A 26,198-nucleotide genomic window follows, 5' to 3' on the forward strand; every position below is an offset into this window, starting at 1 on the left:
GGGCCAGAACCGGCCGGTGATCCACACTTCGTCGGGTCGGCCGCGGCGGTGGCTCCGTCCGGACGGGTGGTCTCTGCCAGACTCTCTGTGGGCCGACTGCGGGGGAGGCGCGGATGGGGTCGACACGGCCGTCGATGCAGGAGCTGATCGGGCGGCGCCGGAGGGCCGGGTTCGTCGGGCGGGTCGAGGAGCGGGCCGCGTTCCGGCGGAACCTCCAGCTGGCGCCGGAGGACGAGCGGCACCGGTTCCTGTTCCATGTGCACGGTGCGGCGGGCGTCGGGAAGACCCGTCTGGTCAGGGAGTTGGAGCAGATCGCCCGGGAGGCCGGAGCGCTGACCGCGTACCTCGACGAGGGCGTGGCCGGGGTGCCCGAGGCGATGGCGGCCGTGGCCCGTCAGTTCGCGGCCCAGGGACGGCGGTTCAAGGAGCTGGAGCGGTTGCTGGCCGTCTACAGGGAGCGGCGGCACGAGGCGGAGTCAGCTCTGGTGCTGGGCGGCGCTGAGGAGCGGGAGGGACCGTCGGCGGGGAGTCTGGCGGTGGCGCGGGCGGCGCAGGTGGGGCTGGGGATGGTCCCGGTGGCGGGCGCGTTCGCCGTCGCCCTGGACGCCGACCGGCTCGCCCAGGGTGCCGACCGGCTCCGGGCCCGCTTCCGCAGCCAGGAGGACGTCCAGCTGGTGCTGTCCCCCGAGCGGGTGCTGACCCCAGTGCTGCTGACGGAACTGTCGGGTGTCGCCGACACCGCCCCCTGGCTCGTCCTCCTCCTCGACACCTACGAGCGCACCGGCCCCTTCCTGGACCCGTGGCTGCACGACGTGATGACCACCGACCGGTACGGCGCCCTGCCCGCCAACGTCGTCGTGGTCACCTCCGGCCAGCGCCCCTTCGACACGGCCCGCTGGGGCAGCTTCGCGGACTTCAGGACGGACCTGCCGCTCCGTCCGTTCACGGAGGCGGAGGCCCGGGGACTGCTCGCCGACAAGGGGGTGCGGGACGAGCCGGTGGTCGCGGAGGTGCTGCGGCTGACGGGCGGGCTGCCGGTGCTCGTCTCCACGCTGGCCGAGTCCGGGCCTGTCGGCCCCGCGGAGGTCGGCGATCCCAGCGCCACGGCGGTCGACCGCTTCCTGAAGTGGGAGCGGGACCCCGTACGCAGAGCCGCCGCGCTGGCCGGCGCGCTGCCCCGGCAGCTCGACCAGGACGTGTTCCGCTCCGCCGTGGAAGGCCCCGACGACCAGACCGACGCACTCTTCACCTGGCTGAGGGGCATGCCGTTCGTCGACGAGCGCGGGGGCCGGATGCGCTACCACGGCGTCGTCCGGGCGCCGATGCTCCGGCTGCAGCGGTTGCGCTCGCCCCGGGGCTGGGCAGAACGGCACACCCGGCTCGCCGAGGCCTACAGCAGACGGCGCGCGGACGCCGAGGCCGACCTGCGGCCCGAGGAGCCGTGGGCGGACGAGGAATGGCGGGAACTGCGGCTCGGCGAGTCGTACCACCTGCTGTGCGCACGGCCCCGCGCCGCGCTGCCGGCCGTCCTCGCCGACCTCGTCACCGCCTGTGCCTACGGCGACGACGCGGTACGGCCGTGGGTGCGGCTCCTGACCGAGGCGGGCGAGGACGCGGACGCCGAGGCCGTACGGACCTGGGGCGCCGACCTCTCCGAGGCGCTCGCCGGGGGCGGGCTCGCCGGACTGCTCCGGCTGCTGCTCGGCCGCGCCCGGGGCGACGAGCCGTGGCGGGCGACGGCCTGGGCGCTGCGCGCCGACGCGCTCGCCCGGGACGGCGCGCACGAGCAGGCCCTGGAGGACTACGGCCGCGCCCTCGCCCTGGACCCGGCCCTGGTGCGGGCCCACCGCGGCCGGGCCGTCACCCGGGGCGGGACGGGCGACTACGAGGGCGCGCTCGCCGACCTCGACCGGGTGCTGGAACTGGAGCCGGACAACCCGTGGAACGTCATCCTGCGCGGCGAGCACCACCGGCTGGCCCGCCACCACGACGAAGCGGTGGCCGACCTCAGCGAAGGGATCAGACGCAACCCCACCAGCGAGTTCGCCTGGGCCTCCCGCGCCGCCGCCCACGAACGCCAAGGCGACCTCGACGCGGCCCTCGCCGACTTCGACCGCGCGCTGGCCCTCAAGCCGGACTACGCCTGGGCGCTGGCCCGCCGCTCCCGCGTCTGGCGTGGTCTCGACGACCAGGCCCGTCGCCTCGCCGACCTCGACCGCGCCCTGGCGCTGCAACCCGACTGGGCCTGGGGCCGCTGCGAACGTGGCGACGCGCTGCGCGTCGCCGGCCGCGACGAGGAGGCCCTGGCCGACTACGACCGCGCCCTCGAACTCGACCCCGAGTACGCGTACGCCTACGCGAGCCGAGGCGTCTCCCTGTCCAACCTGGGCCGCCACGAAGCGGGCCTCGCCGACCTGGACCGGGCCATCGCCCTGCAACCGGACTACCCCTGGGCCCTGGAACACCGGGCCGCGATCCGGCGGCGCAGCACCCTGTGAACGCCGGCCGGCTCTTGGAGGTCGCATCAACGGCCTTTGTGGGCATCCCTGTTCTGCCCGGGCGCTGCGCATCCGTGGGAGCGCGCTGCCGTCCCGGTCATCGGCCGATGCCGTGTGCGAGGAGACTCTCGGCGGTCTCGGCGATGGTGTCCTCGATCGGCCGGGCCCGCCACCCCAGGAGCCGCTCGGCCTTGGCGCTCGTGGCGTCGAGATCGCGGCCCAGCTGGTGCCTGAGCAGTCGCAGTTCCGGGTTCACGACACCCAGCGCGCGGGTGAGCCAGACGGGCAGTTCGCGGGTCGGGGCCTTCGCGGCGCGCTCACCCAGGCGCTCACGCAGTATGCGGGCTATCTCGACGACGCGCAGACTGTGGCCGGCGACGGCGAGGAAGCGCTCGCCGGCGGCCGCCGGATCGGTCATCGCGCGCACGTGCAGGTCGGCGACGTCGCGCACATCCACGTAGCCCATGGCGAAGGGCGGGCACGCCGGAACCCGTCCCTCGAGCATTCTGCGCACCAGACGCAGGGACGGCGGGTCGTCCGGGCCGAGCAGGGGGCCGAAGACGCCCACGGGATGCACCGCTGTCAGCTCCAGACCGTCACCTTCCTCTTCGACGAACCGCCAGGCGGCGCGCTCGGCCAGCGTCTTGGAGCGCTGGTAGGGCGGGATGTCGCTGTCGACGTCGGTCCAGTCCTCCTCGGTGAACGGGGTCGAGCGCGGGGGATGCCCGATCCCGATGGCGCCGAAGGCACTGGTGAGGACGACCCGGCGGACTTTGGCGTCACGGGCGGCCCGCAGCACTCGTACGACGCCCTCCCGTGCCGGGACGACCAGGTCGTCGTCGTTCGCCGGGGTGTGACGCAGTGTCGGGGAGGCGACGTGCAGGACGTAGTCGCAGCCGGCGACGGCGTCGTCCCAGTCCTCGGGGTGTTCGAGGTCGGCGCGTACGACCGTGAGGCGGTCGTCGTCGAACGAACCGGCCGCATGCAGCCAGGAGCGCAGTGCCGGCTCACGCCGCGGGTCGCGGACCGTGGTGCGCACGGTGTGCCCGGCTTCGAGCAGGGTCAGCACGCACCAGCTGCCGATGAATCCTGTTCCTCCGGTGACCAGTACCTGTGTCATCTGTGTCTCCTCAGCGCGCGACGTGCGCATCGAAAGGGGGCAGCGGGCGCGTCGCGTGACGACGCGGGGCGGAAGCGGCCAGGCCGCTTCCGAGGAGGGCGTGGCCGACCATGATCGGGTAGATCACGGCACGCTCGAACATGCCGACGTTCCACATCCAGCCGGTGAGGACGTCGGCCATGAAGAGCGGGAACGCGATCAGTCCGAAGGCGCCGAGTGCGACGCTCGCGACCGACCGGCCCCTGCCGAGACCCGTGCGGGTTCCGTTGGCTCCGACGACGATCGCCATGGTGTTGCCGGCGAGCATGACGGTCTGCGCGCCGAGGGTGTGGAACGCGATGAGGCCGTTGTGGACGTTGGCGTCGGAGCCCTGGACGGTGCCGACGAGTGCGACTCCGACGCCGGCGAGGACGGCGAGGGCCAGGACGATGACCGGGCGGGTGCCCCCGCGCGGGTCGAACACGAGGAACGAGCCGACGATCAGGAGGACGCCGTAGAGGACCCAGCCGGTGTCCATGACGGCTCCGAGGGGGGAGTTCGCGACCTGCCCGAACGCGGTCTGGGCCGGACCGGTCAGGCCGAGGTGGCTGACCCAGTTGTAGAGGGGTGAGTACGGCGGGTCCTGCCAGGCGGCGGCGGTGACGAACTCGGCGAGCCAGGACACGAGCGGGCCGAGGAGGATGAGGAGGGCTCCGGCGTGGGCGGCGGCGCCGGAGCGGACGATGGGCTTCGCGGGCTTCATGACAGGGCCATTCCTGGGACGCGTCGGCGGATGGCCTCCATCTCGGCTTCGTCCGAGACGCCCTGCCAGTCGTGGCGCGGCGTGTACGGGGCCTCCAGGGCGCGCACCTCGTCGTCGGTGAGCCCGACGTCCAGGGAGGCCACCGCCTCGTCGATCTGCCGGATCGAGCCGGCGCCGACCAGCGGTGCGGTGACGACCGGCTGACGTCGCAGCCAGGCGAGCGCGACCTGTGCACGGGTGACGCCGCGCGCGTCCGCCACCTGCCCGACCGCGTCGGCGATCGCCTTGTTGGATGCCTCCTGCTCGGGCGAGTAGAGCAGGTCCGCGTACGCTCCGTCCGTCTCGGCGCGAGCCGTGGCGCGGGCGTCGTCCCACGCGCGGGCCAGGCGTCCGCGCGCCAGGGGCGACCAGATGACCGTGCCGACGCCCTCGTCCAGGCACAGCGGGATCATTTCGCGCTCCTCCTCGCGGGCGAGGAGGTTGTAGTGGTTCTGCATCGACACGAAGCGCGCCCAGCCGTTCTGCTTCTGCAGGTGCAGGGCCTTCGCGAACTCCCACGCGTGCATGGACGAGGCGCCGAGGTAGCGGACCTTGCCGGCCTTCACCAGGTCGTTGAGCGCGTCGAGCGTCTCCTCCCAGGGGGTGGAGCGGTCGTTGCGGTGGATCTGGTAGAGGTCGATGTAGTCGGTTCCCAGGCGGCGCAGGGAGTGGTCGACCTCGGTCATGATCGCCTTGCGGGACAGTCCCCGCCCGTTCGGCCCGAGGCGCATCGGGTGGCGCAGCTTCGTGGCGATGACCACGGCGTCGCGGTCGGCGTAGTCCTTCAGCGCGCGGCCGAGGATCTCCTCGCTGGAACCGTTGGAGTACATGTTCGCGGTGTCGAAGAAGTTGATCCCCGCCTCCACCGCGTGCCGGATGAGCGGCCGGGCCTCCTGCTCGCCCTTCGACCAGACGGGGTGTCCGCGGTCGGGCTCGCCGTAGGTCATCGCGCCGATCGCGATCGGTGACACGTCCAGGCCTGTGGTGCCGAGCTTGATGTAGTGCATGACGCCCCTCTAAAGTAAGTGGAGAGCTCTCCGAATAACGTAGTGGAGAGTTCTCCACTTAGCAAGGTGAGGTCCCGTGGTCCGTTCAGACGCTCGCGAGAACCGGGCACGCATCCTCGCGGCCGCCCGCGAGGCGTTCGGCGAGGACGGCAACGCCTCGATGAACCAGGTGGCCCAGCGCGCCGGAGTCGGGGCGGGCACGCTGTACCGCAACTTCCCCACCCGCGAGGCCCTGGTGCTGGCCGTCTACCAGGACGAGGTGGCACGCATCACCGGCACCGCGCCGGACCTGCTGGCCGAGATGCCGCCTCTGGAAGCGCTGCGCCACTGGACGACCGACCTGGTCGAGGCCATGCGCAAGAAGCACGGCCTGGGCGACGCCCTCAGCGCCGGAGCGCACCAGGCGATCGCCGAGGAGAGCTACGGCCCCGTCATCGCCGCCCTCACCCAGCTCCTGGACGCCGGCAAGAAGGACGGCACCATCCGCCAGGACGCCGACCCCGCCGATTTCCTCCAGCTCACCGGAGCGCTCTGGCGCGCCGCGTCCACCCCTGAGGACCGGGCCCCCCGCATGCTCGGGCTCATCCTCGACGGCCTGAGCACGCACCGGTAGACACGTGAGCGCGCTGACGCGGTGCGACAGAGCGCCGGTTTGCCGGACCGGCAACAGGAGTGGCGGACCGGGACCCGGCCGGGCGACGGTGGGGCCGTGGCCGACAACGACATCGCAGAAGAATCACCCGCGTCCGGCATCCCCGGGCCTGACGGATACCTCGGGGACCCCGCGGTGCGGGCGGAATGGGACAACCGGTACTCCGAACGACAGCAGTTGTGGAGCGGCCGCCCCAACGGTGCGCTCGTGACCGAGGTCGCCGGGCTCACCCCCGGCCGGGTGCTCGACGTGGGCTGCGGCGAGGGCGCGGATGCCATCTGGCTCGCGCGGCACGGCTGGGACGTGACCGCGCTCGAGGTCTCCGGCGTGGCCCTGGAGCGGGCGGCAGGCCATGCGCGGGACGCCGGCCTCGCCATTGACTGGGTGCACGCCGCGCTGACCGACGCGATGCTCCCGCCGGCCTCCTTCGATCTGGTGTCAGCGCAGTACCCGGCCCTGCTGCGCACCCCCGACGCCGCGGCGGAGCGAGCGCTGCTCGCCGCCGTCGCGCCCGGCGGCATCCTGCTGGTCGTGCACCACGCGGGGATGGAGACCCGGCAGGCCCACGACGGCGACTTCGACCCGGCTGACTATGTGTGGCCCTCGACGGTCGTCGACCTGCTCGACGACGACTGGGCGGCAGAGGTGCACGAACAGCGCCCCCGCACGGCACCCGACGGCGGCGCCGGCGCCCACCACACCGACGACCTGGTGCTGCGCGTACGCCGACTGCGCTGAGGGAGGGCCGGCTCACCACGGCCGGTCCGTGAGCCGCGAGAGGTCGCGACAGGCAGCGGTCACGGTGTCGCCCCCGGCTCGGGCCGCGGCGATGCGATCATGCCGCTCCCGCACCGCGGGCTCGTGGCTGCACCGGCAGGTGAACACCGCCTGCCCGGCGAACCCGCCCCTGAACGGCTCAGGAGGCGGACCCGATCTCCCCGGCGAAGACGATGACCTGGTCGATGAGGCTCCGGCGCAGGTGCACGACGTCCGTTCCGGCCAGGTGGGGGCCGCCGTCCGGGGTGGTGAAGACCCACCGGTACCGGGCCCACTCGTCGGGCATGTCCACCGCCGAGCAGCGCACCATCGTCCCGGTCCCCGCCGGATGGCGCCGGATGTCCAGCACGAACCGCTCGACCGCCTCGATCCCCTCACTGCGGCCGAGCGGCCCCCAGAAGACCACGTCCGAGGTCAGGGCCTGGGAGAGCAGGGCGGTCACATAACTGTCGTCCGAGGCGTTGAAGGCGGAGATGAACGTGTCGATCGCGGACTGTGCGGTCTCTTCCTGCATGCACCAGTCATACCAGCCGCTCCGCGGACGGCGCTCAACGCCGGGCGAACGCCAGGAAGTCGACCCACGAGCCGTCGGTGAAGGTGAGCCGTGCGCCGTCCCTGTCCTTGGAATCGCGGACGTGGACGGTGGCGACGGTTGCGGGGGATATGGCGACCTCGACGCAGTCGGGGCCGTCGTTGCTGCTGTAGCTGCTCTTGAACCAGTCCAGCGCGATGGGGGTCATGCTTCTTCTCCCAGCACTTTCTCGATGAAGGCCAGTGACTCCCGTGGCGGGAGAGCCTGCGCCCGGATCATTCCATAGCGCATATCCATGATCTGGACCTCCCGAGGATCACTGATCACACGACTGTGCAGCTGGGCCTCCGAGTGCCCGACGGTCTTGCCGTCCTGGAGCTTGAGCAGCCGGATCGGTCCGCCCATGCCGGCGTGGTCCTCGCGGTCTGTGGGCATCACCTGGATCTCCACATTCCTCAACCTGCCTAGCTCCAGCAGGCGTTCGAGTTGTCGGCGCAGCACCATTCTGCCTCCGAGCGGTCGTCGCAGTGTCACCTCTTCCTGGACAAAGGTGAGCAGCGGAGGTGGAACCCGCTCGAAGACGCGGCGGCGTGCCATGCGAGCGGCGACCTGACGTTCGAGCTCATCCTCCGGGTAAGCGGGACGGCGCATGGCGAACAGCGCTCTCGCGTACTCCTGCGTCTGCAGGAGGCCGTGCATGTTGTGGCTGGCGTAGGCGCCGAGCTCGACCGCCTCGTCCTCCAACTTCGCCAGATCCCGAACCTTCTTCGGATACCGAGCCCGCTCCACGTCCTCCTTCATGAACGCGAGCTTCCCGCCCGCCTCCAGCACCTCGTCGGCCTTCTCCAGGAAGTCCGGCTTGGGGATGCGCCGGCCACGCTCCACGGCCGACACCATCTCCTCGCTGTAGCCGATGGCGGCGCCGAGTTCGCCCTGCCGGAGCCCGGCGGCCTCCCGCCACACCTTGATCTGCCGCCCGACCGCCCTGAGTACGGCCTCGGCCTCCTCGTCCTGCACACCCGCCCCTTCCGGCGTACGACCCGTACGACCCTGACCGGCATCCATACAGTCACGCTCTGTGCCGGGGTCGTTGCTGTTCAGGGTAGGAACGGGCGACCACGCTGGGTGACATGAACCAGAAATCCCTCCCGCAAGTCATCGCCCCGACACACCACTTCACGGTTCAGCTGTCCGCCACTCGAAGAGGTGCCCGACTGGCGCGGCTGCTCACCGAACGCCAACTCGACGACTGGAGGTCACCGTTCGCGGAGGCGGCGACGCAGGTCGTCGCCGAGCTGGCGTCGAACGCGGTGCTGCACGGGCGTGTGGCGGGGCGGGACTTCCGGCTGGGGCTACGGCTGTACGCCGACCGCACGCTCCGTATCGAGGTGACCGATGCCCGGGGCGACCGCGTCCCGCGCCTCCACGATCCGGCCGGCGCCGACGGGGAATCGGGGCGAGGCCTGCTGATCGTCGGGGCATATGCCGACCGGTGGGGCGTGGACGAGGCGCAGGCGGGCTGCAAGACCGTGTGGGCGGAGCTGGGGGCACCGGGTCGCGGGGGCCCGTGACCCGGTCGTTCCCGACGCCAAAGACCAAAGAACCGGGGAAAGAACCCAACCCGCCCCTACCGTCCCCGGCGATCACCCGCCGGAGTGAATATGCCGAACTCGGCTGGCGTGGAGGGTCAGTTGTACGGCAGCGTCTGCGGCGACAAGTCCAGACATACTTCGGCCCTCGCCGGGACTGCCATCCCACTGCGAGGGCCTGATCATCAAGGAAGAGAGAACCTTCCCCCATGACTGCCCCGCAGCCTAGCGCGCCCGCGCCCGCGAAGACCCGGCATTCCCACTCCGGTGTCACCCATGTGAAGGAACGCCTCGACGGCAACTTCACCGTGATCAGCAATGAGTTGCTCCAGCACCCGAAGCTGTCCTCCACCGCGAGGGGCATCGGGGGCTACATCCAGTCGCTGCCCGAGGGCGCTCCGGTCAGCATCAAGGCGCTGGCCGATCAATTGCCGGAGGGCGAGATCAGGATCGCCGCGGCGCTGCGCGAGCTGGAGAAGTACGGGTTCCATCTCCGCACCAAGGAACGGCTCCCGTCGGGGCAGGTCGTGACCCGGACGGTCGCGTACAACAGGCCGCGGCACACGGTGGTCGTCGAGGCGGCGCGGGCCCCGGAGCCCGTTGCCGCCCGGCCGAGGACTCCCGTCCCGACGCAGGCGCAGGGAGCCCCGCGCAAGGTCCCTGACCTGCTTGCCGGGCTCCGCACGTACGACTCCCGCCTGCTCCTCAGCGAGCGGGACGTACACCGGCTGACACCGGCCGTGTCCGTGTGGCTGGAGCGGGGCGTGCCGCCCACCGCGGTCGTACGCGCACTCACGGCCGACCTGCCGCAGGACCCGATCAAGCACCCGGCGGCCTTCCTGGCGCATCGCCTCGCCAGTCGGATGCCGCCGCCGCTGCCGGCTCAGGCCCCGAGAGACGCGTCTGCGCCGTCCCGACCGTCCCGCCCGGATCCCCTCCAGACCTGCGACGGCTGCGAGCGCGCGTTCCGCGCACCGGAGCCGGGGCCGTGCCGCGACTGCCGCGCGGTCGGCGCGGTCGCCTAGAAAGGACGAGGCGCGAGCCGTGAGCTCGATGACGGGCGCCGCCAAGGCGTCACCCCGTCGGGTGTCCGGGTACCGTACGAGGACCGCGCCACCCGCACCGGAGGCCACCGTGAGTGCCCAGACCGACGGCCCGATCGAACCGCTGATCCCCATGCCCGAGCCCACCCCGGATGCTCTGCGGGCCGCCGTCGCGCGGATCGCCCCGAGCCGGATCCCGGCCCTCACCCAGCACCTCTTCGAGGCCACGACGAACGCGCAGCAGACCCAGAGCCTTGCGCCGCTGCGGGCCTTCGTGCACTCGTGGGCGGTGTTCGTGGCGATCCAACGCCATCCGGAACGTGCCGCCCGCCTGCGTGAGCTGGAGCGGATCGTGGACGCGGGCGAGCAGGACCCGGCGGCCGCCATCAGGGAGATCCAGGCCATCCGGGAGACGGCTGAGGCGGAGGCCGGGCTGTGACGGACTGGGCCTGGGACTACAACCCGAGTGCCGAGTACGTCATGGATGGCCTGCCACCCGGAGTGCTGGCTGAGGTGGAGCGCCTCGCAGCCGAGCTGGCTGCGCTGGGACAGGACTCCGTGAAGGTCGGCAGGCCTCTCGACCGAGAGGGAGGGCTGCGTGAATTCGACATCCTGGGTGGGCGGGGTTTCATCAGTTTCCTGCCGGTGCCCCGCCACGAGTGCGTCTACGTCTGCAATGTCACCTGGTACGGCTGACCTCTTTCTCCCTGTGCGACCTGGCCGAAAGGCGACCAGTCGGGACCACACAACCCACACTTCGCATACCTAACTGCCCCCTGAACGGACCGTTCCCGGTCGATTACAGTGCTGTGCGCTCGTATGTACGGACGGTGCCCGTGGGGAGGTCATGGTGGTGAGTGCGACGCTGGGTGCCGTCTGGGGCCGGGTCGAGCAGCAGGACTTCCGGAGCAGGGTGCGCGGGACGCTCATCGGTACGGCCGTGGGGGACGCGCTCGGCGGCCCGGTGGACGGGCTGACGCTGGAGGAGATACGGGCGGCCTACGGGCCCGAGGGGCTGGTCGATCTCGGGTTCGGGTACGGGCGGCGCGGGACCGTCACCCATCACACGCAGCTGACCCTCTTCACCGTGGACGGGTTGATAAGAGCACAGGTGAGGAGGGACACCGGGGCCTGGCATCCGCCCACCGACCTGCACCGGGCCTACCTGCGGTGGGCGGCCACCCAGCGGGACTGGGGGCCGGACGAGCGGCGGAAGGAGGACGGGTGGCTCGCCAGAGAGGAGTGGCTGTACGCGCGCAGGGAGCCGACCCGGGCCTTGCTGCTCGGGCTCGGCGACGAGCGGATGGGGACGCTGGAGTCGCCGAAGAACCCCGATGACCTGGGGCCGGAGGCCGTCGCGCGGTCGGCGCCGTTCGGGCTGCTGGTCGGGTGGGAACCGCAGCTCGTCGTACAGCTGGCCGTGGAGTGCTCGGCGCAGACGCACGGGCATCCGACCGCCTGCCTGTCGGCCGGCGCGTACGCGGTGATCGTGCACGGACTGGCGCGCGGCCAGTCCCTCGACGGCTCGGTCCAGCAGGCCCTCGCCCTGCTCGCCGCCCGGCCGGGGCACCAGCCCGTCTCCGACGCGTTGCAGCACGCACTCGGTGCCGTACGGCAGGGGATGCCCTCCCCGGGCCGGGTCGAGGAGCTGACCGGGGACGGGGCGGCCGACGGGATGCTCGCCGCGGCCGTGTACTGCGCGCTCGTGGGGGAGGACGTACGGCACGGACTGAGCCTCGCCGTCAACCAGGCCGGGCCCTCCGCCGTGGCCGGTGCCCTCACCGGCGGCCTGCTCGGCGCCCTGCACGGCGAGACGGCCCTCCCGCCGGCCTGGGTGGCCGAACTGGAGGGCCGCCAGACCATCCTCGAACTCGCCGACGACTTCGCGATGGAGATGACCCAGGGGCCGGCTCTGCACAACCCGGCGGGTGCCGCTCCTGGGTGGCTCGCGCGGTACCCGAGGGGTGGCTGAGCCGTCGGCCGGTACCGCTACGGTGCCGGTACGCCTTCCCCCGCTCCCGCTCCGGCCCCGGCGGGCACCACGGCGGCGGCCGCGCCGTCCCCGTCCGTGTTCACGCTCTCGATGATCGCCAGGCGTTCCGGGGTGTCCTCCGGCTTGAGGTAGCCGATGAGGACGTAGAGGACCAGGGAGACGGCCAGCGGGACCGAGACCTGGTACTGGAGCGGGACGCCGCCGTCGACGTTCCAGTTGATCGGGTAGTTGACCAGCCAGAAGGCGAACAGGCCCGCCGCCCAGCTGGTGAGCGCGGCCGTCGGGCCGGAGCGGCGGAAGGGGCGGAGCAGACCCAGCATCATCGGGATGGCGATCGGGCCCATCAGGCCGGCCACCCACTTGATGACGACGGTGATGATGTCCTTGAAGGTGGGGGAGTTGATCTGGGTGGCCACCGTCATGGACAGGCCGAGGAAGACGACCGTGGTGACGCGGGCCGCGATCAGGCCCGAGCGCTCGTTCCACGCCCGCGCCCGCTCCGAGACGACCGGGGCCACGTCACGGGTGAAGACGGCCGCGATCGCGTTGGCGTCGGAGGAGCACATCGCCATCGTGTGGGAGAAGAAGCCGACGATGACCAGGCCCAGCAGGCCGTGCGGGAGGAGCTGTTCGGTCATCAGGCCGTAGGAGTCGGAGCCGTCCGGCTTCTGGGCGTGCACCAGGAGCGGCGACATCCACATGGGGAAGAACAGGACCACCGGCCAGACCAGCCAGAGGGCGGCGGACAGGCGGGCGCCGCGCTCGGCCTCCTTCGGGCCGGCCGTCGCCATGTAGCGCTGGGCCTGGTTGAGCATGCCGCCGTTGTACTCGAAGAGCTTGATGAAGAGGAAGGCGAGCAGGAAGACCGTGCCGTAGGGGCCGACCAGCGGCTTGCCGTGGCCGTGCAGGGCCGGCTCGTTCCAGGCGTCGAAGAAGCCGATGCCCTTGTCGTTCAGCTTCAGGACGACGGCGACGAACATCGAGACGCCGGCCAGGAGCTGGATGACGAACTGGCCCAGCTCGGTGAGCGCGTCCGCCCACAGGCCGCCGATCGTGCAGTAGACGGCGGTGATCGCGCCGGTGATCAGGATGCCCTGGTTCAGGGTCACCCCGGTGAACACGGACAGCAGGGTCGCGATCGCCGCCCACTTCGCCGCCACGTCCACGATCTTCAGCAGCATGCCGGACCAGGCCAGCGCCTGCTGGGTGGAGAGGTTGTACCGGTTCTTCAGGTATTCGAGGGGGGATGCCACGTGCAGGCGGGAGCGCAGGCGGTTGATGCGCGGGGCGAAGAGTTTCGAGCCGATCGCGATGCCGAGCGCGATCGGGAAGGACCAGGTGACGAACGACGTCACGCCGTAGGTGTAGGCGATGCCGGCGTACCCGGTGAACATCACCGCGCTGTAGCCCGACATGTGGTGCGAGATGCCGGACAGCCACCAGGGCATCTTGCCGCCCGCGGTGAAGAAGTCGCTGACGTTGTCCACGCGTTTGTGCGACCAGACGCCGATCGCGACCATCACACCGAAGTAGCCGATGAGCACAGCCCAGTCGAGCCCGTTCATGCGCCCCCCTTCCAGGGTCCGCCTACTGAACTCCGCTCAGCTGGCTGGCACTTCGCATAAGCGGAGTGGGGACGGGGAAGGCCGCGAAGTGCCCGCTCATCGTGGGTTCCGTTACGCGGGCACGACAAGCGGGCGTAAGGTCAAGGGACAGTAAAATCGTTCGCCTTCTTGACCTTGGTTCACGAGTATGAATGCTCCGATGGTGCGTGAAAGACCCCTCAGTGCATCAGCTCCCCCGCGTTGACCAGCAGCGACTGGCCGGTGATGGCCCGCGCCCGGTCCGACGCCAGGAACACCGCCGCGTCCGCCACGTCCCCGTCCGTCGCCAGCTCCGGCAGCGCCATCCGCCCGGTCAGCCGGCCCAGCACCTCGTCCTCCGGCACCCCCTCCGTGTGCGCGGTGAACTGGACGTACGCCTGCACCGGCGGCCCCCACATCCAGCCCGGCAGCACGGTGTTGACCCGGATCCGGTGCGGCCCCAGCTCCCGGGCCAGCGAGTACATCGCGCTGGTCAGGGCGCCTTTGGAGGCGGCGTACGCGGCCTGCCTCACCTGCGAGGGCGCGGCGACGGCGGACTGGGTGCCGATGAAGACCACCGAGCCGCCCCCCGCGGCCTTCAGCGCCGGCAGGCAGGCCCGGGTCATCCGCAGCGTCCCGAGCAGGTTCACGTCGATCACCGAGGCCCAGGTCGCGAAGTCGGCGTCCTCGACCCCGCCGAAGTAGGAGTCCCAGGCGGCGACATGGACCACCGCGTCGATCCCGCCGAACCGCTCCCCGGCCAGCGCGGCCAGCGCCTCGCACCGGCCCTCGTCGGTGATGTCGGTGGGCAGGTACGCGGTCCGGGTGCCCTCCGGATCGATCCCGGCCGCGCTCTTCGCGAGGTTCGCCTCGGTCCGCGCACCCAGCACCGCGTTCCCGCCGTCCCGTACGACGGCCGCGGCGATCTGGTGTCCGAGCCCGGCGCCGACTCCCGAGACGACGACGGTCTTGCCCGTGAGCAGCGACATCGATGACCTCCCGTTCACGCACCTGTGTCTGACGGACCGTCAGAGTAAGGGTGGGGGCGGGAGGGCGGAAGGGCCGGGGCGGCGGGGCCGTAACGGGCGACGGCTCCGCCCTGGGGGCGGAGCCGTCGGATGTTGGGGTGGCCTCGGGAGAGGATCAGGACTTGCGGGCCCGGCGGGTGGCGAAGAGCGTGCCGCCGCCGAGCGCGATCACCAGGGCGGCGCCGCCGGCGATCAGGGGCGTCGAGAACTGGGGCCTCAATTCTTTGCCAGTTGAACAAAATCCTCGCGACGTCGACCGGTCCGGCCCCGAGAGGTCATCGCAACTCGTCCACGTAGCGGTCCGTCCCGGGCACCGTGGGGACGAACGGTGCGACGAACTGCACTTCGCCCAGCCCCGACGCCGTCACCGCCGTGTCCAGGTGCGCGAAGTGCTCGCGCCAGCCGTCCCGGGGGTCGCCGTCGAGGAACCACAGCAGGGTCAGCCGGGTTCCGACCCCCTCGACCTGCTTGACGTAGGTCATGCGGTCCAGGGGCAGGGGCGTCGGCGTGAAGAGGGTCACCATGGCCGCCGGGGAGCCCGCCAGCCGTCTCGGGAGGTGGTCGTCGCGCAGCCAGGCGAGCAGCGCCGCGCGCCTGTCGGGGGAGTCGGCGTCGACGACCTGGACGACGAGACCGGCGTAGGGGTGGTCGAGGGCGTGGATGTCGCGAGGGCCCTGGTCGCCGTCGCGGTAGACCGTCGCCGCGTGGTCCTGGAAGGCCGTGAAGACATGCGTACGGTCCTGGAAGACGCGGTGGTCGCGGTTGAGGCGTTTGTTGATGCCGACGGTCCATCGCATGTGGTCGGCGTAGCGACCGGCGGTCATCCAGTAGACGGATATGTAGCAGCCGGCCGTCACCGGCTGCGCCACGGCGGACTTCTCGGGGTAGCGCAGCAGTTGCAGGTCACGCGTGGCGACCCAGCGGCGCCCCGCGTACATCCACGGCATGGCCATCGCGCCGGCGATGAAGTGGTCGTCCTCGTACCAGCGGTTGTACGCGCGCTCCCGGCCGGGGTGCGGCTCGACCATGGTGATGAGCGCGTGCCCGAGGTCGGCTCCGTAGGGGCCGACGGCGGCCAGTTCGGCGTACAGGTGACTGCGGGTCTCGTCTGTGTGCGTCGCGTCGTCTGCCATGGGTCCGGTTTAGCTGACGATGTGTCAGATACGGAAGGGGGCTGCCCGCCCAACTCCGCCCGGAGTACTTCGTCCGCCGATCAGGCCGGCCCGTCAGATGCGCGGACCGGTCACTTCAGCTCGTCGGGGCAGGGCGTGCCCCGTGGCAGCTGGTACGGCGACGCCAGCCGGTACGTCCCGGCCCGCGGGGCCAGCAGCATCGTCCACTTGTCCCCCTTGGCGTCCTCGGGCGTCTCCATCAGGCAGCCGTTGACGTTGGTGTACGTCTTCGGCTCGCCGTCGGCCCGGTGCTTGGAGGCCTCGGTCTCCTGCGGCGCCTTGAGGCTCTTGCCGTCCGCGTCGACGATGCTCAGCCACGGCGAGTAGGGGATCCGGATCAGGATCCGCCCGGCCTTGCGCACCTCGATGGTCAGCTCGCCCTGCTCCGCGCTGTCCACCGCCGCGTTCGGCTCGGCCAGCGGCACCGGGTCGGTCACCCGGAACAGCTGCCAGTTGGCATCGCCCCAGACCTGCTTCAGGTACGGCATCCCGCGCCGCACCAGCGCCAGCTCCCGCTCGCCGCCGTCGCCGTCCGGCTCGTCCTTCGGCACCACGACGAAGTGCACGGCCCAGCGCTGCAGCCACTCGTGGTAGTTCGCGGAGTTGAGGGTGTCGTCGTAGAAGAGCGGGTTGCGCTCCATGTCGGCCTGGCGGTTCCAGCCGCGGGCCAGGTTGACGTACGGCGCGAGCGCCGAGGCCTCGCGGTGCGAGCGGGCCGGGATCACCTCGACGCGGCCCTTCTCGGCGCCGACCTGCTGGAGCTGGTGGACGAGCGGGGCGAGCTCGCGGGCCCAGGACGCCGCCGGGGTCGTGTGGAGGATGTCGTCGACCGACTTGAACCCGACCCAGCCGCAGAAGCCGAGGAAGGCGAGGACGACCGTGTAGTACTTGCGCGAGCGCGGGACCGTGTACGGCAGGGCCGCGATCAGCGTCGCGCCCGCGAACAGCATCGGCAGCCGCGAGATGTTGGAGCCGATCTGCGAGCTGACCAGCCACACCAGCACCACGCCGAGGCTGTACACGGCCGCCGTCAGCCGGACCGTCCTCCACTCCTTCGGCACCAGGAAGAGGCAGAGCAGGCCGTACGCCAGCGGCATGATCACCGAGCCGAAGCCCATCGGCTGCGTGCCCGAGAACGGGAACAGCCAGGCGGAGACCGCCACCACGGCCGCGGGCGCCAGGCCCAGCGCCCAGGCGCCGGGCCGCCGCTTCTGCAGGAACAGCGCGACCGCGACCAGACCGACGAAGAGCCCGGCCACGGGCGAGGCCATGGTGGCGAGCGCGGCGAGCGGCGCGGCGACGAGCGCCTTCGCCCACCGTTTGTACCGCCAGCGGTACGGCCAGCAGAACACCGCCCCGACCGAGGCCAGCGCGAACATCGTGCCGAGCCCGAAGGTGACCCGCCCGGAGAGCGCGTTGCAGATCAGCGCGGACACCCCGGCGAGCGCGGCCCACAGGGGGTTCTTCACCGCGCGGCTGCGGATAAGCAGCAGGGTCAGCAGCCCGGCCGAGACCGTGCCGGCGAGCATCATCGTCGTGCGGACGCCGATCAGCGACATCAGGTACGGCGAGACCACGCTGTACGACACCGGGTGCATACCGCCGTACCAGGCGAGGTTGTACGCCGAGTCGGGGTGGCGGCCGACGAACTCGGCCCAGGCGTCCTGGGCCGCGAGGTCCCCGCCGCTGTTCGCGAACGTGAAGAGCCAGATGACGTGCAGGACGCCGGCGAGGGCGGTGACCGACAGCACCGGGTGGCTCAGCAGCCGTCTGCGCAGCGGCTCGGCGGCCCGCAGCAGCCGACGGGCGGGCTTACGCTCCGTGTCGTCCGCGGCTGCCGACGGCACGGCTATTCGCGGGCCGGCTACCGGGCCCGGATCGGCATCGTCGGCACGTGTCGGCTCCGCTGTGGCCACCTGAAGGCACTCCCCGTGTCCCGTCTTCTCTTCCCGGCCGTGTTCCACGGTGTTGGCGGCCGCTTTCCGTCCAGTTCGCGGCCGTGTCCCGGCGACCGGCGACCTGCCCCGATTCGTGACGCTAGCACGCACCCCGCCGCGGGGCCCTGGGGTGGGCCGCCATCAGCGGGGTGCGGTGACGGAATGCCGGTTATGGGTCAGCCGAGGTGGGTCAGCCTGCTCGTGAACCCGGGCTCGGCCAGGTCCTTCGCCAGGGCGACCGGCACCTGGACGGCGGAGCCCGAGCCGTCACCCACGGTGAGGGTGCCGACCTTGGTGCCGGCCTTCGCGGTGTGCGGCACCTCGTCGGCGGCGAACGACAGCTTCACCCGCAGCCCCGACCAGCCGACGGCGGTGACGTCCTGCGTCGCCACGACCGGGGTACGGCCGCCCAGGCCGTCGTCCACGGAGCCGACGACGTCGCCCTTCTTGTAGATCGTCGCCGACCTCAGCGCGCCCTGGGCCGCCCGGATCAGCTTGTCGCCGGCGTTGAGGGCGGCGGTCAGGATGCTGTTGTCCGGGGCCGCGCTGGCCGGCTGCCGGAGCACCGCGCCGATGATGGTGCGGGTCTCGCCGTTCACGTCCTTCTTCGCGGCGAAGACCAGGTTGCCGAGGGCGGAGGTGGTGGTGCCGGTCTTGATGCCGACGACGTTGTTCCGGCCGACCAGCTGGTTCCAGTTGCCGTGGTTGACGCCCTTGTAGTCGTCGTACGACATCATCGCGGCGACCTCGCGGAAGGACGGCTCGCTCGCCATCGCGGCCTTCGCCAGCTTCACCTGGTCCACGGCCGTGGAGACCGTGGAGTTCGTGAGGCCCGACGGGTCCGTGTACGTCGTGTTGGTCATCCCGAGCTGCTTCGCGGTGGCGTTCATCTTCGCCACGAACGACTTCTCGGAGCCGGCGTCCCAGCGGGCCAGCAGGCGGGCCACGTTGTTCGCCGAGGCGATCAGGATGGACTCCAGGGCCTCGCGCTGGGTGATCGAGTCGCCGGCCGTCACGTCGACGGTCGACTCCTGCCCGGCGTTCGCCTGGTCCTGGGCCGCCTGGTCGATCTTTATCTTGGGGCCCGCGGCACCGCTCTTGAGGGGGTGGTCGCGCAGCACGATGTACGCGGTCATCACCTTGGCGACGCTCGCGATCGGCACCGGCTTCTGGTCGCCGGAGGAGCCGAACGTGCCGATGCCCTGGACGTCGAGGGCGCCCTGCCCGTCGGCCGGCCAGGGGATGTCCGCCTTGCTGCCGTCGAAGGTGTACGTGTCCTTCGCGGTGAGGTCGAGGGTGGGCTGCGGCAGCGGGCGCAGAGTCTGTACGACCGCAAAGACGATCAGCAGGACGATGACGAGCGGCGTCCAGATCTTGACCCGGCGGAAGAGCGTGCGGACCGGGGTCTCCGGCGGCGGCGGGGTGTTGGTGAGCTCGGCGAGCAGGTCCAGCGGGGGCTTCGGGGGAAGCGGCTGCTGGGTGGTGCGCTCGGGGCCGACCTGGGGGAGGACGGTGGTGCGGGTGGTCGAGGCCGGCTCGGGCTTGGCCTCCGGTTTGCCCTCCGGCTTCGGGCCCCGCTTGATGTCCGACTTGAGGGCGACGAACTTGCTGGTGCGCTCGGCCTCGGCCTCGGGGGACTTGGGCTTGGGCTTCGTGCCGCCGCCCAGCTTGAGGGTGGTGGTGGGCTGGTCGACCTGCGGGGGGCGGGGGGCCTTGAGCGTGGTGGTGGGCTGGTCGACGGCGGGCTCGGCTTCGCCGTCGCCGCCGTCGGCTTTCCCACCCGCACCACCCGTGCGGCCATCGTCGCCGGGTGCGGGTGGCCCCTGCGGTCCGTCCTCGCCGTCGGCGTCCGCGAGTTCGGCACTCGCCCCGGACCCATCGGCGGGCGCGGCGTCCTCGGGCTCCGCGGCCCCCTCCGAATTGCCGGCGGGCGCGGCGTCCTCGGGCTCGTCCGCCGCCTTCGGCTTGTCCTCCGGTGCGGTGTCCTCGGGGTCCGCGGCGGTCGCGGGCTTGGCGTCCTCGGGCTCGTCCGCCGCCTTCGGCTTGTCCTCCGGTGCGGTGTCCTCGGAGCCCGCGGCGGTCGCCGGCTTGGCGTCCTCGGGTTCGGCGGTTGCCTTGGGCTTGTCCTCGGGGGTGGTGTCCTCGGGGTCGCCGGCAGCCGCCGACTTGCCCTGGGGCTTGGCGTCCGGTGCGGGGTCCGCGGTGGTCGCCGGCTTGGCGTCCTCGGGGTCGCCGGCAGCCGCCGACTTGCCTTGGGGCTTGGCGTCCTCGGGGTCCGCGGGGGTCGTCGACTTGCCCTCGGGCTTGGGGCCTTGGGGCTCATCGGAGGTTGCCGGCTCGTCCCGGGGGGCGGCGTCCTTGGGCTCGGCGGCCCCCTCCGGCTTGTCGGCGGCCTTGGTGTCCTCGGGCTCGGTGGCGGGCTCCGGGGCCTCGGCCGTCGCCGACTCGCCCTCGGGCTTGGTGTCCTCGGGCGTCGACTCGTGCTGGGGCGTGGTGTCTTGGGGTTCGGTGGTGGGCTCCGGGGCGGCCGGAGTGTCCTCGGCCGTCGCCTCGGGCGCCGTAGTGGTCCTGGCGGCGTTCTCCGGGGGCTCCTGGGCCCTCCGCGCCCGCTCGGTGCCCGCGGCGGCCTCAGGGCCGTCTCCGGCCTCCGTGGCCGCCTCAGGGGCCGTCGCGTCCTCCGCCGGCTCGCCCGTGCGGACCCATGCCGCCACCGCGTCGCGGAGCTTCGCGTCGTCCTTGTCGGTCTCGCCCGGTTCGCCGGTCTCGCCGGTCTCGCCGTTCTCCTCGGCCGTCTTCAGGTCCCGTACCGAGAAGACCCGGGTGGCGGTGTCCACGCCGCCGGCGGTCTCCTTTCCGGCGGCCACCGCCAGTCGTGGGTCGCGTGCTTCGGGAACCGACTCCGCGCTCCCCGGCGTCGGTTCCGCCGACGACTCGCGCTGCTTCGACCTGTCGGGGGACTCGCCCGCCACCGATGCCTCCTCCACGCTCCGCACGCTGCCGTGCGCTGTCCGAACCATGTACCAGTGTCCTGTGTGCGGGCTTAGCCCCTGCGGTAGACGAGAACGACATACCTGCCGGTTCCCTTACGAACCGGTCACGCACCCTCGACAGACCAATGTGAGAGGGGTCACCCTGTCATTCATCCACGCGGGGAGGCATGGATGGGCAGGAGCCGCAGAACACTTCCGGAGGAGCTTCTGCTGCTGGCACTGGACCCGGCCACGGGTACCACTGCACAGCCGCAGTCGCTCGACCTCGGTCTGGCCGGAGCACAGCTAGTAGAGCTGGCGCTGGCCGGACGGATAGCCCCAGACGGGGATCGTATCGCCGTGGTGCAGCCACGGCCGACTGGAGATCCGACTTTGGACTGTGCGTTGGAGTTGCTGCGAAGGCGTGGCGCTCCCGTACGGGCTGTTCACTGGATCGGCGGGCCACGTCTCGGCCTTCGCCAGGTCTATCTCGCGCATCTGGAACGGTGCGGCATGGTCGCCGCCGTGGCGGGTCAGATGTGCGGGGTGCTGCCGACCACTCGCTACCAGGCGACGGACAACGCCGTCACCCGGGAGATCCGTGGCCGGCTGGATTCGGCGATCCGCACCGGCGTTCCGCCGGACCCGCGGACCGCGGCGCTCGCCGCGCTGGCCCACGCGGTCGGTCTCGGCAAGCACCTGTACCCGGGGAACGAGGGCCGCTCCTCGCGTTCCCGGTTGCGTGACCTGATCCGGCACGACCCGATGGGCGGGCTCGTGGCCCACGCCGTCATGGACGTGCAGAACGGCGCGGCCGCCCAGCCACGCCGCGCCCCGGCCCAGGCCGGACCGGGCGTCAGGTCCGCCGCACCGGAACCCGCACGCGGTGTTCCGATGCAACCGCGCCGAGGTGCGGGCGCGATGGCGCGCGCCGTGGTGCACTGAGCCGCAGTTCCACGGCAGCAACAGCCGGCGACACAGCACCCCTGAGACCCGGTTCGGGAGCCGCTGGTCCGAGCGGGGCGGCGGAGGCGTACGCAGTACGTGCCTCCACCGCCCCGCTCGGCATTTCCGTGCGCAGGCCCGGAGAATCCGGAACGTGCCCGAACTGACGCGTACGCGCCGCATATCCGCCGTTTCCCAGCGGTAGGAAGCACCATGGTGGCAGTCTGCTCAGCAGCAGATACGCAAAGTGGTAGTTACAGGCAGGCAGCCGGAGGTGCACGTCCCGTGGCGTCCAATGTCAATCCCACCGTCAGGCGACGCCGGCTGGGCCAGGAGCTGCGCAGGCTCCGCGAGCTCAAGGGCATGACGGCGGAGGAAGTTGCGGAGCGGTTGCTCGTTTCGCAGTCGAAGATCAGCCGCCTGGAGAACGGGCGCCGGAGCATCAGCCAGCGCGACGTCCGCGACCTGTGCGGGGTGTACGAGGTCGAGGACCAGCGGGTCGTCGAGTCCCTGATGGAGATGGCCCGGGATTCGCGGCAGCAAGGCTGGTGGCACGCGTTCGGGGACATCCCGTACAGCGTCTACATCGGTCTGGAGACCGACGCCGAGTCGCTGCGGGTGTACGAACCCCAGCTGGTCACCGGTCTGTTGCAGACCCGGGCGTACGCCGAGGCCCTGGTACAGGGCGCGTTGCCGGAGACCTCCGCCGCCGACATCGAGAAGCGGGTCCAGGTCCGGATGCGGCGACAGGAACGTATCACCGCCGAGCACAACCCCCTGCGTCTGTGGGTGGTGCTCGACGAGGCCGCGCTGCGCCGGCTGGTCGGCAGCAGGCTGGTGATGCGCGAGCAGCTGGAGTACCTGATCGAGATGTCCCAGCAGCCGCACATCACCGTCCAGGTGCTGCCCTTCGAGTGCGGCGCCCACCCCGGCCTCAACGGCCAGTACGCGATCCTGGAGTTCGCCGACGCGGCCGACTCCAGCGTCGTCTACCTGGAGGGCGTGACCAGCGACCTCTACCTGGAGAAGGCCCACGACGTGCAGAAGTACGCCGTGATGTACGAGCACCTGCGCGCCCAGTCGCTGAACGTCGAGCAGTCCCGGCAGTTCATCGCCGACGCGGCCAAGGAGTACGCCCGCTGAGGAAGTGGCGGACTGTACACCGGTGCCACGGTCCAGCGGAAGTCTCCAACGGAATATGCCACCCGGTCGAGTGAACGGGTACTCCAGGCGAGGAAGTTGGCTAGTAGCGTCGATCACGCCAGCCAGTCGGAAAGGTTGGCGTGAATCGCACTACAGCAAGCACCACAGCAACTCGCAACAGGAGTGGACATGGCACTGCTTCAGGGCGCCACGGAGACGTGGACGAAGTCCTCCTATTCCGCAGGGAACGGGGCGTGCGTCGAGGTCAAGTCGCCGACGACCACGGGACTCGCCGTACGCGACTCCAAGGTCGAGGAGGGCCCGGTCCTCGCGTTCCCGGCCGGTGCGTGGAACGCCTTCGTGACCTCGGTCAAGGCGTAGGGGGCATTCGCTGACCCACCGCTTCACGTTCCCGACAAACACAACTGCACAGCCACAACTGCACAAGCGTCACCCGGAGCCCTCTCGACCAGCCCGCCGTCCTTGCCGAGGGGGCTCGGCTTGTGCCCGCCCCCGCCGGCCGGCTCTCACCGCACGGGGAACGCGACGTCGCACACCGGGTCCTGCGGTCCGGCCGCGTCCCAGTCCGCGAAGTAGACCTCCCGGCACGGGCCGTCGTACGCCAGACCCTCCCGCCCGGCGATCCACCGCTCCACCGCCTCGAAGGCCGCCAGGATCTGCGGATGCGCCACCTGCGCCTTGCTGATCCGCGTGTACGCCAGCGTGCGCGCCGGCTCGACCCGCACCGCCGTCTCCCAGGCCCGCCCGTGCCGCTCGGCCCAGGCCCGGGCCGCCGCCTCGTCCGCCACCGGGACACAGGCCTCGGCGGGCCCGTCGCTCTCCACGGACACCTCGGCGTGGTAGACGACGAACGGCGCCCCGGTCACACCCCCGCACTCCCGGGCCGCCGCCTCCAGCCGGCCCAGCGAGGCGCCGATCCAGGCGGGCAGCTCGTCCGCCAGCGTGTGCCGCGTCTCGGTGATCACCACCTGGGCCGGCACCTCGACCGTCTCCACCGTGAACGTCCCGTACATCTCCGTACTCCCTCCGGACAGCCGTCCACGGAGGTATGCGGCGAGCGTCCGCTGTCCGGCGACCCGCGCCTCGACGTCCGCCCAGTAGCCGGTCAGCAGCCCGGCGGCGGTGTCACCGTCCGCCGTCTCCGCGGCCGCGACGACGTCGGCGATCCGCGCCAGCGGCATGTCCAGCTGGCGCAGCAGCGCCACCAGCCGGGCGCGCTCCACCTGGCCGGCGCGGTAGTACCGGTAGCCGGTCGCCTCGTCGACGTGCGCCGGGGCCAGCAGCCCGAGCCGGTCGTAAAGCCGCAGGGCCTTCGCCGAGAGCCGGGAGCGCGCGGCGAACGCGCCGATCGTGAGCAGCTCCTCGTCCACGACGTCCACCCTGTCCTCCACGGCCGCATCCTCCGTCACCGGGCGGATCCGTTCCGCCCGGCGATCAGGAGGCTCGTCCCTGCCCCAGGGGCAAGGTCAAGCCGCGGCCGGACCCGCTGTCAGGCGAGGGCCGCCTCCACCGCCGCCACGACCTCCGCCGACTCCGGCTCGGTCTGCGGCGCGAACCGGGCGACGACCTGTCCGTCCCGGCCGACCAGGAACTTCTCGAAGTTCCAGCGGATGTCCCCGGTGTGCCCCTCGCCGTCGGCGAACCCGACCAGACGCTCGTAGAGCGGGTGCCGGCCCGCGCCGTTCACCTCGACCTTCTCGGTCATCGGGAAGGTCACGCCGTACGTGGCCGAGCAGAACTCGGCGATCTCCTCGGCGCTGCCGGGCTCCTGGCCCATGAACTGGTTGCAGGGCACCCCGAGCACGGTGAAGCCCTGGTCCGCGTACCGCTCCTGGAGCTTCTCCAGACCGTTGTACTGCGGGGTCAGGCCGCACTTGGAGGCCACGTTGACAATGAGCACGGCCTTGCCGCCGTAGTCCGGCAGACCGGCCGAGCCGCCCTGCAGCGCACCGATCTCCACGTCGAGCACGGACTCGTTGTTCTCAGAAGTCGTCATACGCGGATGCTAACTCCGCCGGGCGGCCGTCCGGGTTCCGGCCTCGGCCGGCACGTCCCCGTCCGCCGTCCGCCCGTAGAGTCCCCAGGCCCAGCCGCCCGGACCACCCGCGTGGCGGACCGCACTCGGCCGGCACGCCGGCGGGGTCGGTGTTTCGGCTCACCTCGCCCGCCCGCGCGACGACACTCCTCGCGGCGGCGTCCCTCGCGGTGACGCCGGCGCCGCTACGGCCGCTCGACGGGAGCGGACGGCTCCGCTGCCGGTTCCCTCGGCGCCGTGAGCTCTCCGGCCGGCCCGAACTTGTCGGCCACGGCTGCGATCTGCTCGATCCCGGACTTGAGCGCGGCCGACCCGTCCGGCCCGTCCAGTTCGCGCTCGTTCTTCTCGACCTCCTGGTCGAGCCGCTTGGTCGCCCGCTCGAAGTAGCGCAGCAGCTCGACCGGGAAGGGCATCACGAGCGTGGAGTTCTTCTCGGCGGCGACCTCGACGACGGTCTGCAGGAGGCGCAGCTGCATCGCCTCCGGGGTCTCCGACATGATCCGGGAGGCGTTGGCGAGCTGCTGCGCGGCCTGGAACTCGCCGTCGGCCGTGATGACCCGGGCCCGCCGCTCCCGCTCCGCCTCGGCCTGCCGGGACATGGACCGCTTCAGCGACTCCGGGAGCTGTACGTCCTTGATCTCGACGCGGTCGATGTGGATGCCCCACTCGGCGGCCGGGCTGTCGATCATCAGGGCGAGCCCCTCGTGCAGCCGCTCCCGGTCGGTCAGCAGGTCGTCCAGGTCGCTCTTGCCGATGATGGAGCGGAGCGAGGACTGGGCGACCTGGCCGACGGCGAACACGTAGTCCTGCACCTCGATGGCCGCGCGGACCGGATCGGTGACCCGGAAGTAGACGACGGCGTCGACCTTCACCGAGACGTTGTCCTTGGTGATGCCCTCCTGCGTGGGCACCGGCATGGTGACCACCTGCACGTTCACCTTGCGCATCCGGTCGACGAAGGGGACGAGGAAGGTGATCCCGGGGCGGCGGAATTCCGGCTGCGCCTTGCCCAGGCGGAACACGACCCCACGCTCGACCTGGTTGACCACCCGCATCCCGCTGCGCAGCACGAGCAGGGCGGCCACGACCACCAGTACGACCCCTACAACGGCGCCGTCCATGGGCACACTCCATTCTCGACGTGATCCGGACAAGGAAGAGGACACGTCCGGGCCCTGCCGGGATGCGGGTGCCGGCGTTAGGAGTGCGTAAAGAAAACCGGCTCGCCAAGGGGGGCGAGAGCGCGCGCTCGGGCTCACCGGGAACGTCGCGATCTCCGGCCCCGACACCCCGAGGCCGCGCCTGCTGCCTGGACCGCTTCGGCGCCCGCCCTCACCCGCATGGGCTATGATCATTCCAGAGCTGGTCGGCCC

26 protein-coding genes are annotated in these 26,198 nt (G+C 71.5%); 11 read left to right on the forward strand and 15 right to left on the reverse strand.

Going from position 1 to position 26,198, the window contains the following annotated elements:
* Window positions 1–113: 113 nt before the first annotated feature.
* On the forward strand, window positions 114–2,498 hold the full coding sequence (locus BLW82_RS24235) for an ATP-binding protein (protein ID WP_093501701.1): 2,385 nt from the start codon (window positions 114–116) through the stop codon (window positions 2,496–2,498).
* Window positions 2,499–2,595: 97 nt separating this feature from the next.
* Here the strand turns inward: BLW82_RS24235 and BLW82_RS24240 are convergent, their stop codons facing one another.
* The 3 genes from BLW82_RS24240 to BLW82_RS24250 are packed head-to-tail and all read right to left on the reverse strand — an operon-like array spanning window position 2,596 to window position 5,406.
* Window positions 2,596–3,618, reverse strand: a complete 1,023-nt coding sequence (locus BLW82_RS24240) for an SDR family oxidoreductase (RefSeq protein ID WP_093501704.1) — start codon at window positions 3,616–3,618, stop codon at window positions 2,596–2,598.
* A 10-nt stretch (window positions 3,619–3,628) separates the two neighbouring features.
* Window positions 3,629–4,360 carry a DUF998 domain-containing protein gene (locus BLW82_RS24245; protein WP_093501706.1) on the reverse strand — a complete coding sequence of 244 codons (732 nt, stop codon included), beginning with the start codon at window positions 4,358–4,360 and terminating at the stop codon, window positions 3,629–3,631.
* Window positions 4,357–5,406: an aldo/keto reductase gene (locus BLW82_RS24250; RefSeq protein WP_093501708.1), complete on the reverse strand. Its 1,050-nt coding sequence runs from the start codon at window positions 5,404–5,406 to the stop codon at window positions 4,357–4,359. Before BLW82_RS24250 ends, BLW82_RS24245 begins: the two co-directional genes overlap by 4 nt.
* Window positions 5,407–5,482: 76 nt before the next feature.
* Between BLW82_RS24250 and BLW82_RS24255 the strand changes: the two genes are divergently transcribed.
* Together BLW82_RS24255 and BLW82_RS24260 are read left to right on the forward strand one after the other, a co-directional pair.
* Window positions 5,483–6,019 carry a TetR/AcrR family transcriptional regulator gene (locus BLW82_RS24255; RefSeq protein ID WP_093501710.1) on the forward strand — a complete coding sequence of 179 codons (537 nt, stop codon included), beginning with the start codon at window positions 5,483–5,485 and terminating at the stop codon, window positions 6,017–6,019.
* 96 nt (window positions 6,020–6,115) lie between these two features.
* Window positions 6,116–6,796, forward strand: a complete 681-nt coding sequence (locus BLW82_RS24260) for a class I SAM-dependent methyltransferase (protein ID WP_093508230.1) — start codon at window positions 6,116–6,118, stop codon at window positions 6,794–6,796.
* 178 nt (window positions 6,797–6,974) lie between these two features.
* Here BLW82_RS24260 and BLW82_RS24265 read toward each other — a convergent pair whose 3' ends face one another.
* Genes BLW82_RS24265 through BLW82_RS24275 form a run of 3 tightly spaced genes read right to left on the reverse strand, consistent with a single transcriptional unit; the run spans window position 6,975 to window position 8,384 of the window.
* Window positions 6,975–7,349, reverse strand: coding sequence for a nuclear transport factor 2 family protein (locus tag BLW82_RS24265; RefSeq protein ID WP_093501711.1), 375 nt, complete (start codon window positions 7,347–7,349; stop codon window positions 6,975–6,977).
* Window positions 7,350–7,383: 34 nt separating this feature from the next.
* The gene (locus BLW82_RS24270) at window positions 7,384–7,575 is read right to left on the reverse strand and encodes a DUF397 domain-containing protein (RefSeq protein WP_093501713.1); all 192 of its coding nucleotides are present in this window, start codon (window positions 7,573–7,575) and stop codon (window positions 7,384–7,386) included.
* Complete coding sequence (locus BLW82_RS24275) at window positions 7,572–8,384, reverse strand: helix-turn-helix domain-containing protein (RefSeq protein WP_093501715.1); 813 nt, start codon at window positions 8,382–8,384, stop codon at window positions 7,572–7,574. Before BLW82_RS24275 ends, BLW82_RS24270 begins: the two co-directional genes overlap by 4 nt.
* 113 nt (window positions 8,385–8,497) lie before the next feature.
* On the opposite strand from BLW82_RS24275, the gene BLW82_RS24280 reads away from it, so the two are divergent.
* From BLW82_RS24280 to BLW82_RS24300, 5 genes are all read left to right on the forward strand, one after another.
* The gene (locus BLW82_RS24280) at window positions 8,498–8,938 is read left to right on the forward strand and encodes an ATP-binding protein (RefSeq protein ID WP_093501717.1); all 441 of its coding nucleotides are present in this window, start codon (window positions 8,498–8,500) and stop codon (window positions 8,936–8,938) included.
* 227 nt (window positions 8,939–9,165) lie between these two features.
* Window positions 9,166–9,981, forward strand: a complete 816-nt coding sequence (locus tag BLW82_RS24285; RefSeq protein ID WP_256215936.1) for a helix-turn-helix domain-containing protein — start codon at window positions 9,166–9,168, stop codon at window positions 9,979–9,981.
* A gap of 109 nt (window positions 9,982–10,090) precedes the next feature.
* The gene (locus BLW82_RS24290; RefSeq protein ID WP_093501721.1) at window positions 10,091–10,438 is read left to right on the forward strand and encodes a DUF6247 family protein; all 348 of its coding nucleotides are present in this window, start codon (window positions 10,091–10,093) and stop codon (window positions 10,436–10,438) included.
* Window positions 10,435–10,695 carry a hypothetical protein gene (locus BLW82_RS24295; protein ID WP_093501723.1) on the forward strand — a complete coding sequence of 87 codons (261 nt, stop codon included), beginning with the start codon at window positions 10,435–10,437 and terminating at the stop codon, window positions 10,693–10,695. Before BLW82_RS24290 ends, BLW82_RS24295 begins: the two co-directional genes overlap by 4 nt.
* 157 nt (window positions 10,696–10,852) lie before the next feature.
* Window positions 10,853–11,971 carry an ADP-ribosylglycohydrolase family protein gene (locus tag BLW82_RS24300; protein WP_093508231.1) on the forward strand — a complete coding sequence of 373 codons (1,119 nt, stop codon included), beginning with the start codon at window positions 10,853–10,855 and terminating at the stop codon, window positions 11,969–11,971.
* Between the two features lie 17 nt (window positions 11,972–11,988).
* Here BLW82_RS24300 and BLW82_RS24305 read toward each other — a convergent pair whose 3' ends face one another.
* From BLW82_RS24305 to BLW82_RS24325, 6 genes are all read right to left on the reverse strand, one after another.
* Window positions 11,989–13,557, reverse strand: coding sequence for a sodium:solute symporter family protein (locus tag BLW82_RS24305; protein WP_093501725.1), 1,569 nt, complete (start codon window positions 13,555–13,557; stop codon window positions 11,989–11,991).
* A gap of 218 nt (window positions 13,558–13,775) precedes the next feature.
* Window positions 13,776–14,564 carry an SDR family oxidoreductase gene (locus BLW82_RS24310; protein WP_093501727.1) on the reverse strand — a complete coding sequence of 263 codons (789 nt, stop codon included), beginning with the start codon at window positions 14,562–14,564 and terminating at the stop codon, window positions 13,776–13,778.
* Between the two features lie 154 nt (window positions 14,565–14,718).
* Window positions 14,719–14,823, reverse strand: a complete 105-nt coding sequence (locus tag BLW82_RS46075) for an LAETG motif-containing sortase-dependent surface protein (RefSeq protein WP_305729053.1) — start codon at window positions 14,821–14,823, stop codon at window positions 14,719–14,721.
* A gap of 55 nt (window positions 14,824–14,878) precedes the next feature.
* Window positions 14,879–15,736, reverse strand: a complete 858-nt coding sequence (locus BLW82_RS24315; RefSeq protein ID WP_093501729.1) for a hypothetical protein — start codon at window positions 15,734–15,736, stop codon at window positions 14,879–14,881.
* A gap of 110 nt (window positions 15,737–15,846) precedes the next feature.
* On the reverse strand, window positions 15,847–17,691 hold the full coding sequence (locus BLW82_RS24320) for an MFS transporter (RefSeq protein WP_177233052.1): 1,845 nt from the start codon (window positions 17,689–17,691) through the stop codon (window positions 15,847–15,849).
* Between the two features lie 197 nt (window positions 17,692–17,888).
* The gene (locus BLW82_RS24325; RefSeq protein ID WP_093501733.1) at window positions 17,889–20,729 is read right to left on the reverse strand and encodes a serine hydrolase; all 2,841 of its coding nucleotides are present in this window, start codon (window positions 20,727–20,729) and stop codon (window positions 17,889–17,891) included.
* A gap of 144 nt (window positions 20,730–20,873) precedes the next feature.
* Here BLW82_RS24325 and BLW82_RS24330 point away from each other — a divergent pair, with 144 nt between their 5' ends.
* The 3 genes from BLW82_RS24330 to BLW82_RS24340 all read left to right on the forward strand — a co-directional run bounded on the left by BLW82_RS24330 (window position 20,874) and on the right by BLW82_RS24340 (window position 23,150).
* Window positions 20,874–21,626, forward strand: a complete 753-nt coding sequence (locus BLW82_RS24330) for a GOLPH3/VPS74 family protein (RefSeq protein ID WP_093501735.1) — start codon at window positions 20,874–20,876, stop codon at window positions 21,624–21,626.
* A gap of 285 nt (window positions 21,627–21,911) precedes the next feature.
* Window positions 21,912–22,769, forward strand: a complete 858-nt coding sequence (locus tag BLW82_RS24335; protein WP_093501737.1) for a helix-turn-helix domain-containing protein — start codon at window positions 21,912–21,914, stop codon at window positions 22,767–22,769.
* Window positions 22,770–22,958: 189 nt separating this feature from the next.
* Window positions 22,959–23,150, forward strand: a complete 192-nt coding sequence (locus BLW82_RS24340; protein ID WP_093501738.1) for a DUF397 domain-containing protein — start codon at window positions 22,959–22,961, stop codon at window positions 23,148–23,150.
* A gap of 146 nt (window positions 23,151–23,296) precedes the next feature.
* Here BLW82_RS24340 and BLW82_RS24345 read toward each other — a convergent pair whose 3' ends face one another.
* The 3 genes from BLW82_RS24345 to BLW82_RS24355 form a co-directional block, all read right to left on the reverse strand.
* Window positions 23,297–24,199 carry a MerR family transcriptional regulator gene (locus tag BLW82_RS24345; protein WP_093501740.1) on the reverse strand — a complete coding sequence of 301 codons (903 nt, stop codon included), beginning with the start codon at window positions 24,197–24,199 and terminating at the stop codon, window positions 23,297–23,299.
* 80 nt (window positions 24,200–24,279) lie between these two features.
* Window positions 24,280–24,786 (reverse strand): glutathione peroxidase, encoded by a 507-nt coding sequence (locus BLW82_RS24350; RefSeq protein ID WP_093501742.1) that lies wholly within the window; start codon window positions 24,784–24,786, stop codon window positions 24,280–24,282.
* A gap of 224 nt (window positions 24,787–25,010) precedes the next feature.
* Window positions 25,011–25,946: a slipin family protein gene (locus BLW82_RS24355; protein WP_093501744.1), complete on the reverse strand. Its 936-nt coding sequence runs from the start codon at window positions 25,944–25,946 to the stop codon at window positions 25,011–25,013.
* Window positions 25,947–26,198 lie beyond the last annotated feature (252 nt).

Source organism: Streptomyces sp. Ag109_O5-10 (assembly GCF_900105755.1).
Classification (GTDB): domain Bacteria; phylum Actinomycetota; class Actinomycetes; order Streptomycetales; family Streptomycetaceae; genus Streptomyces.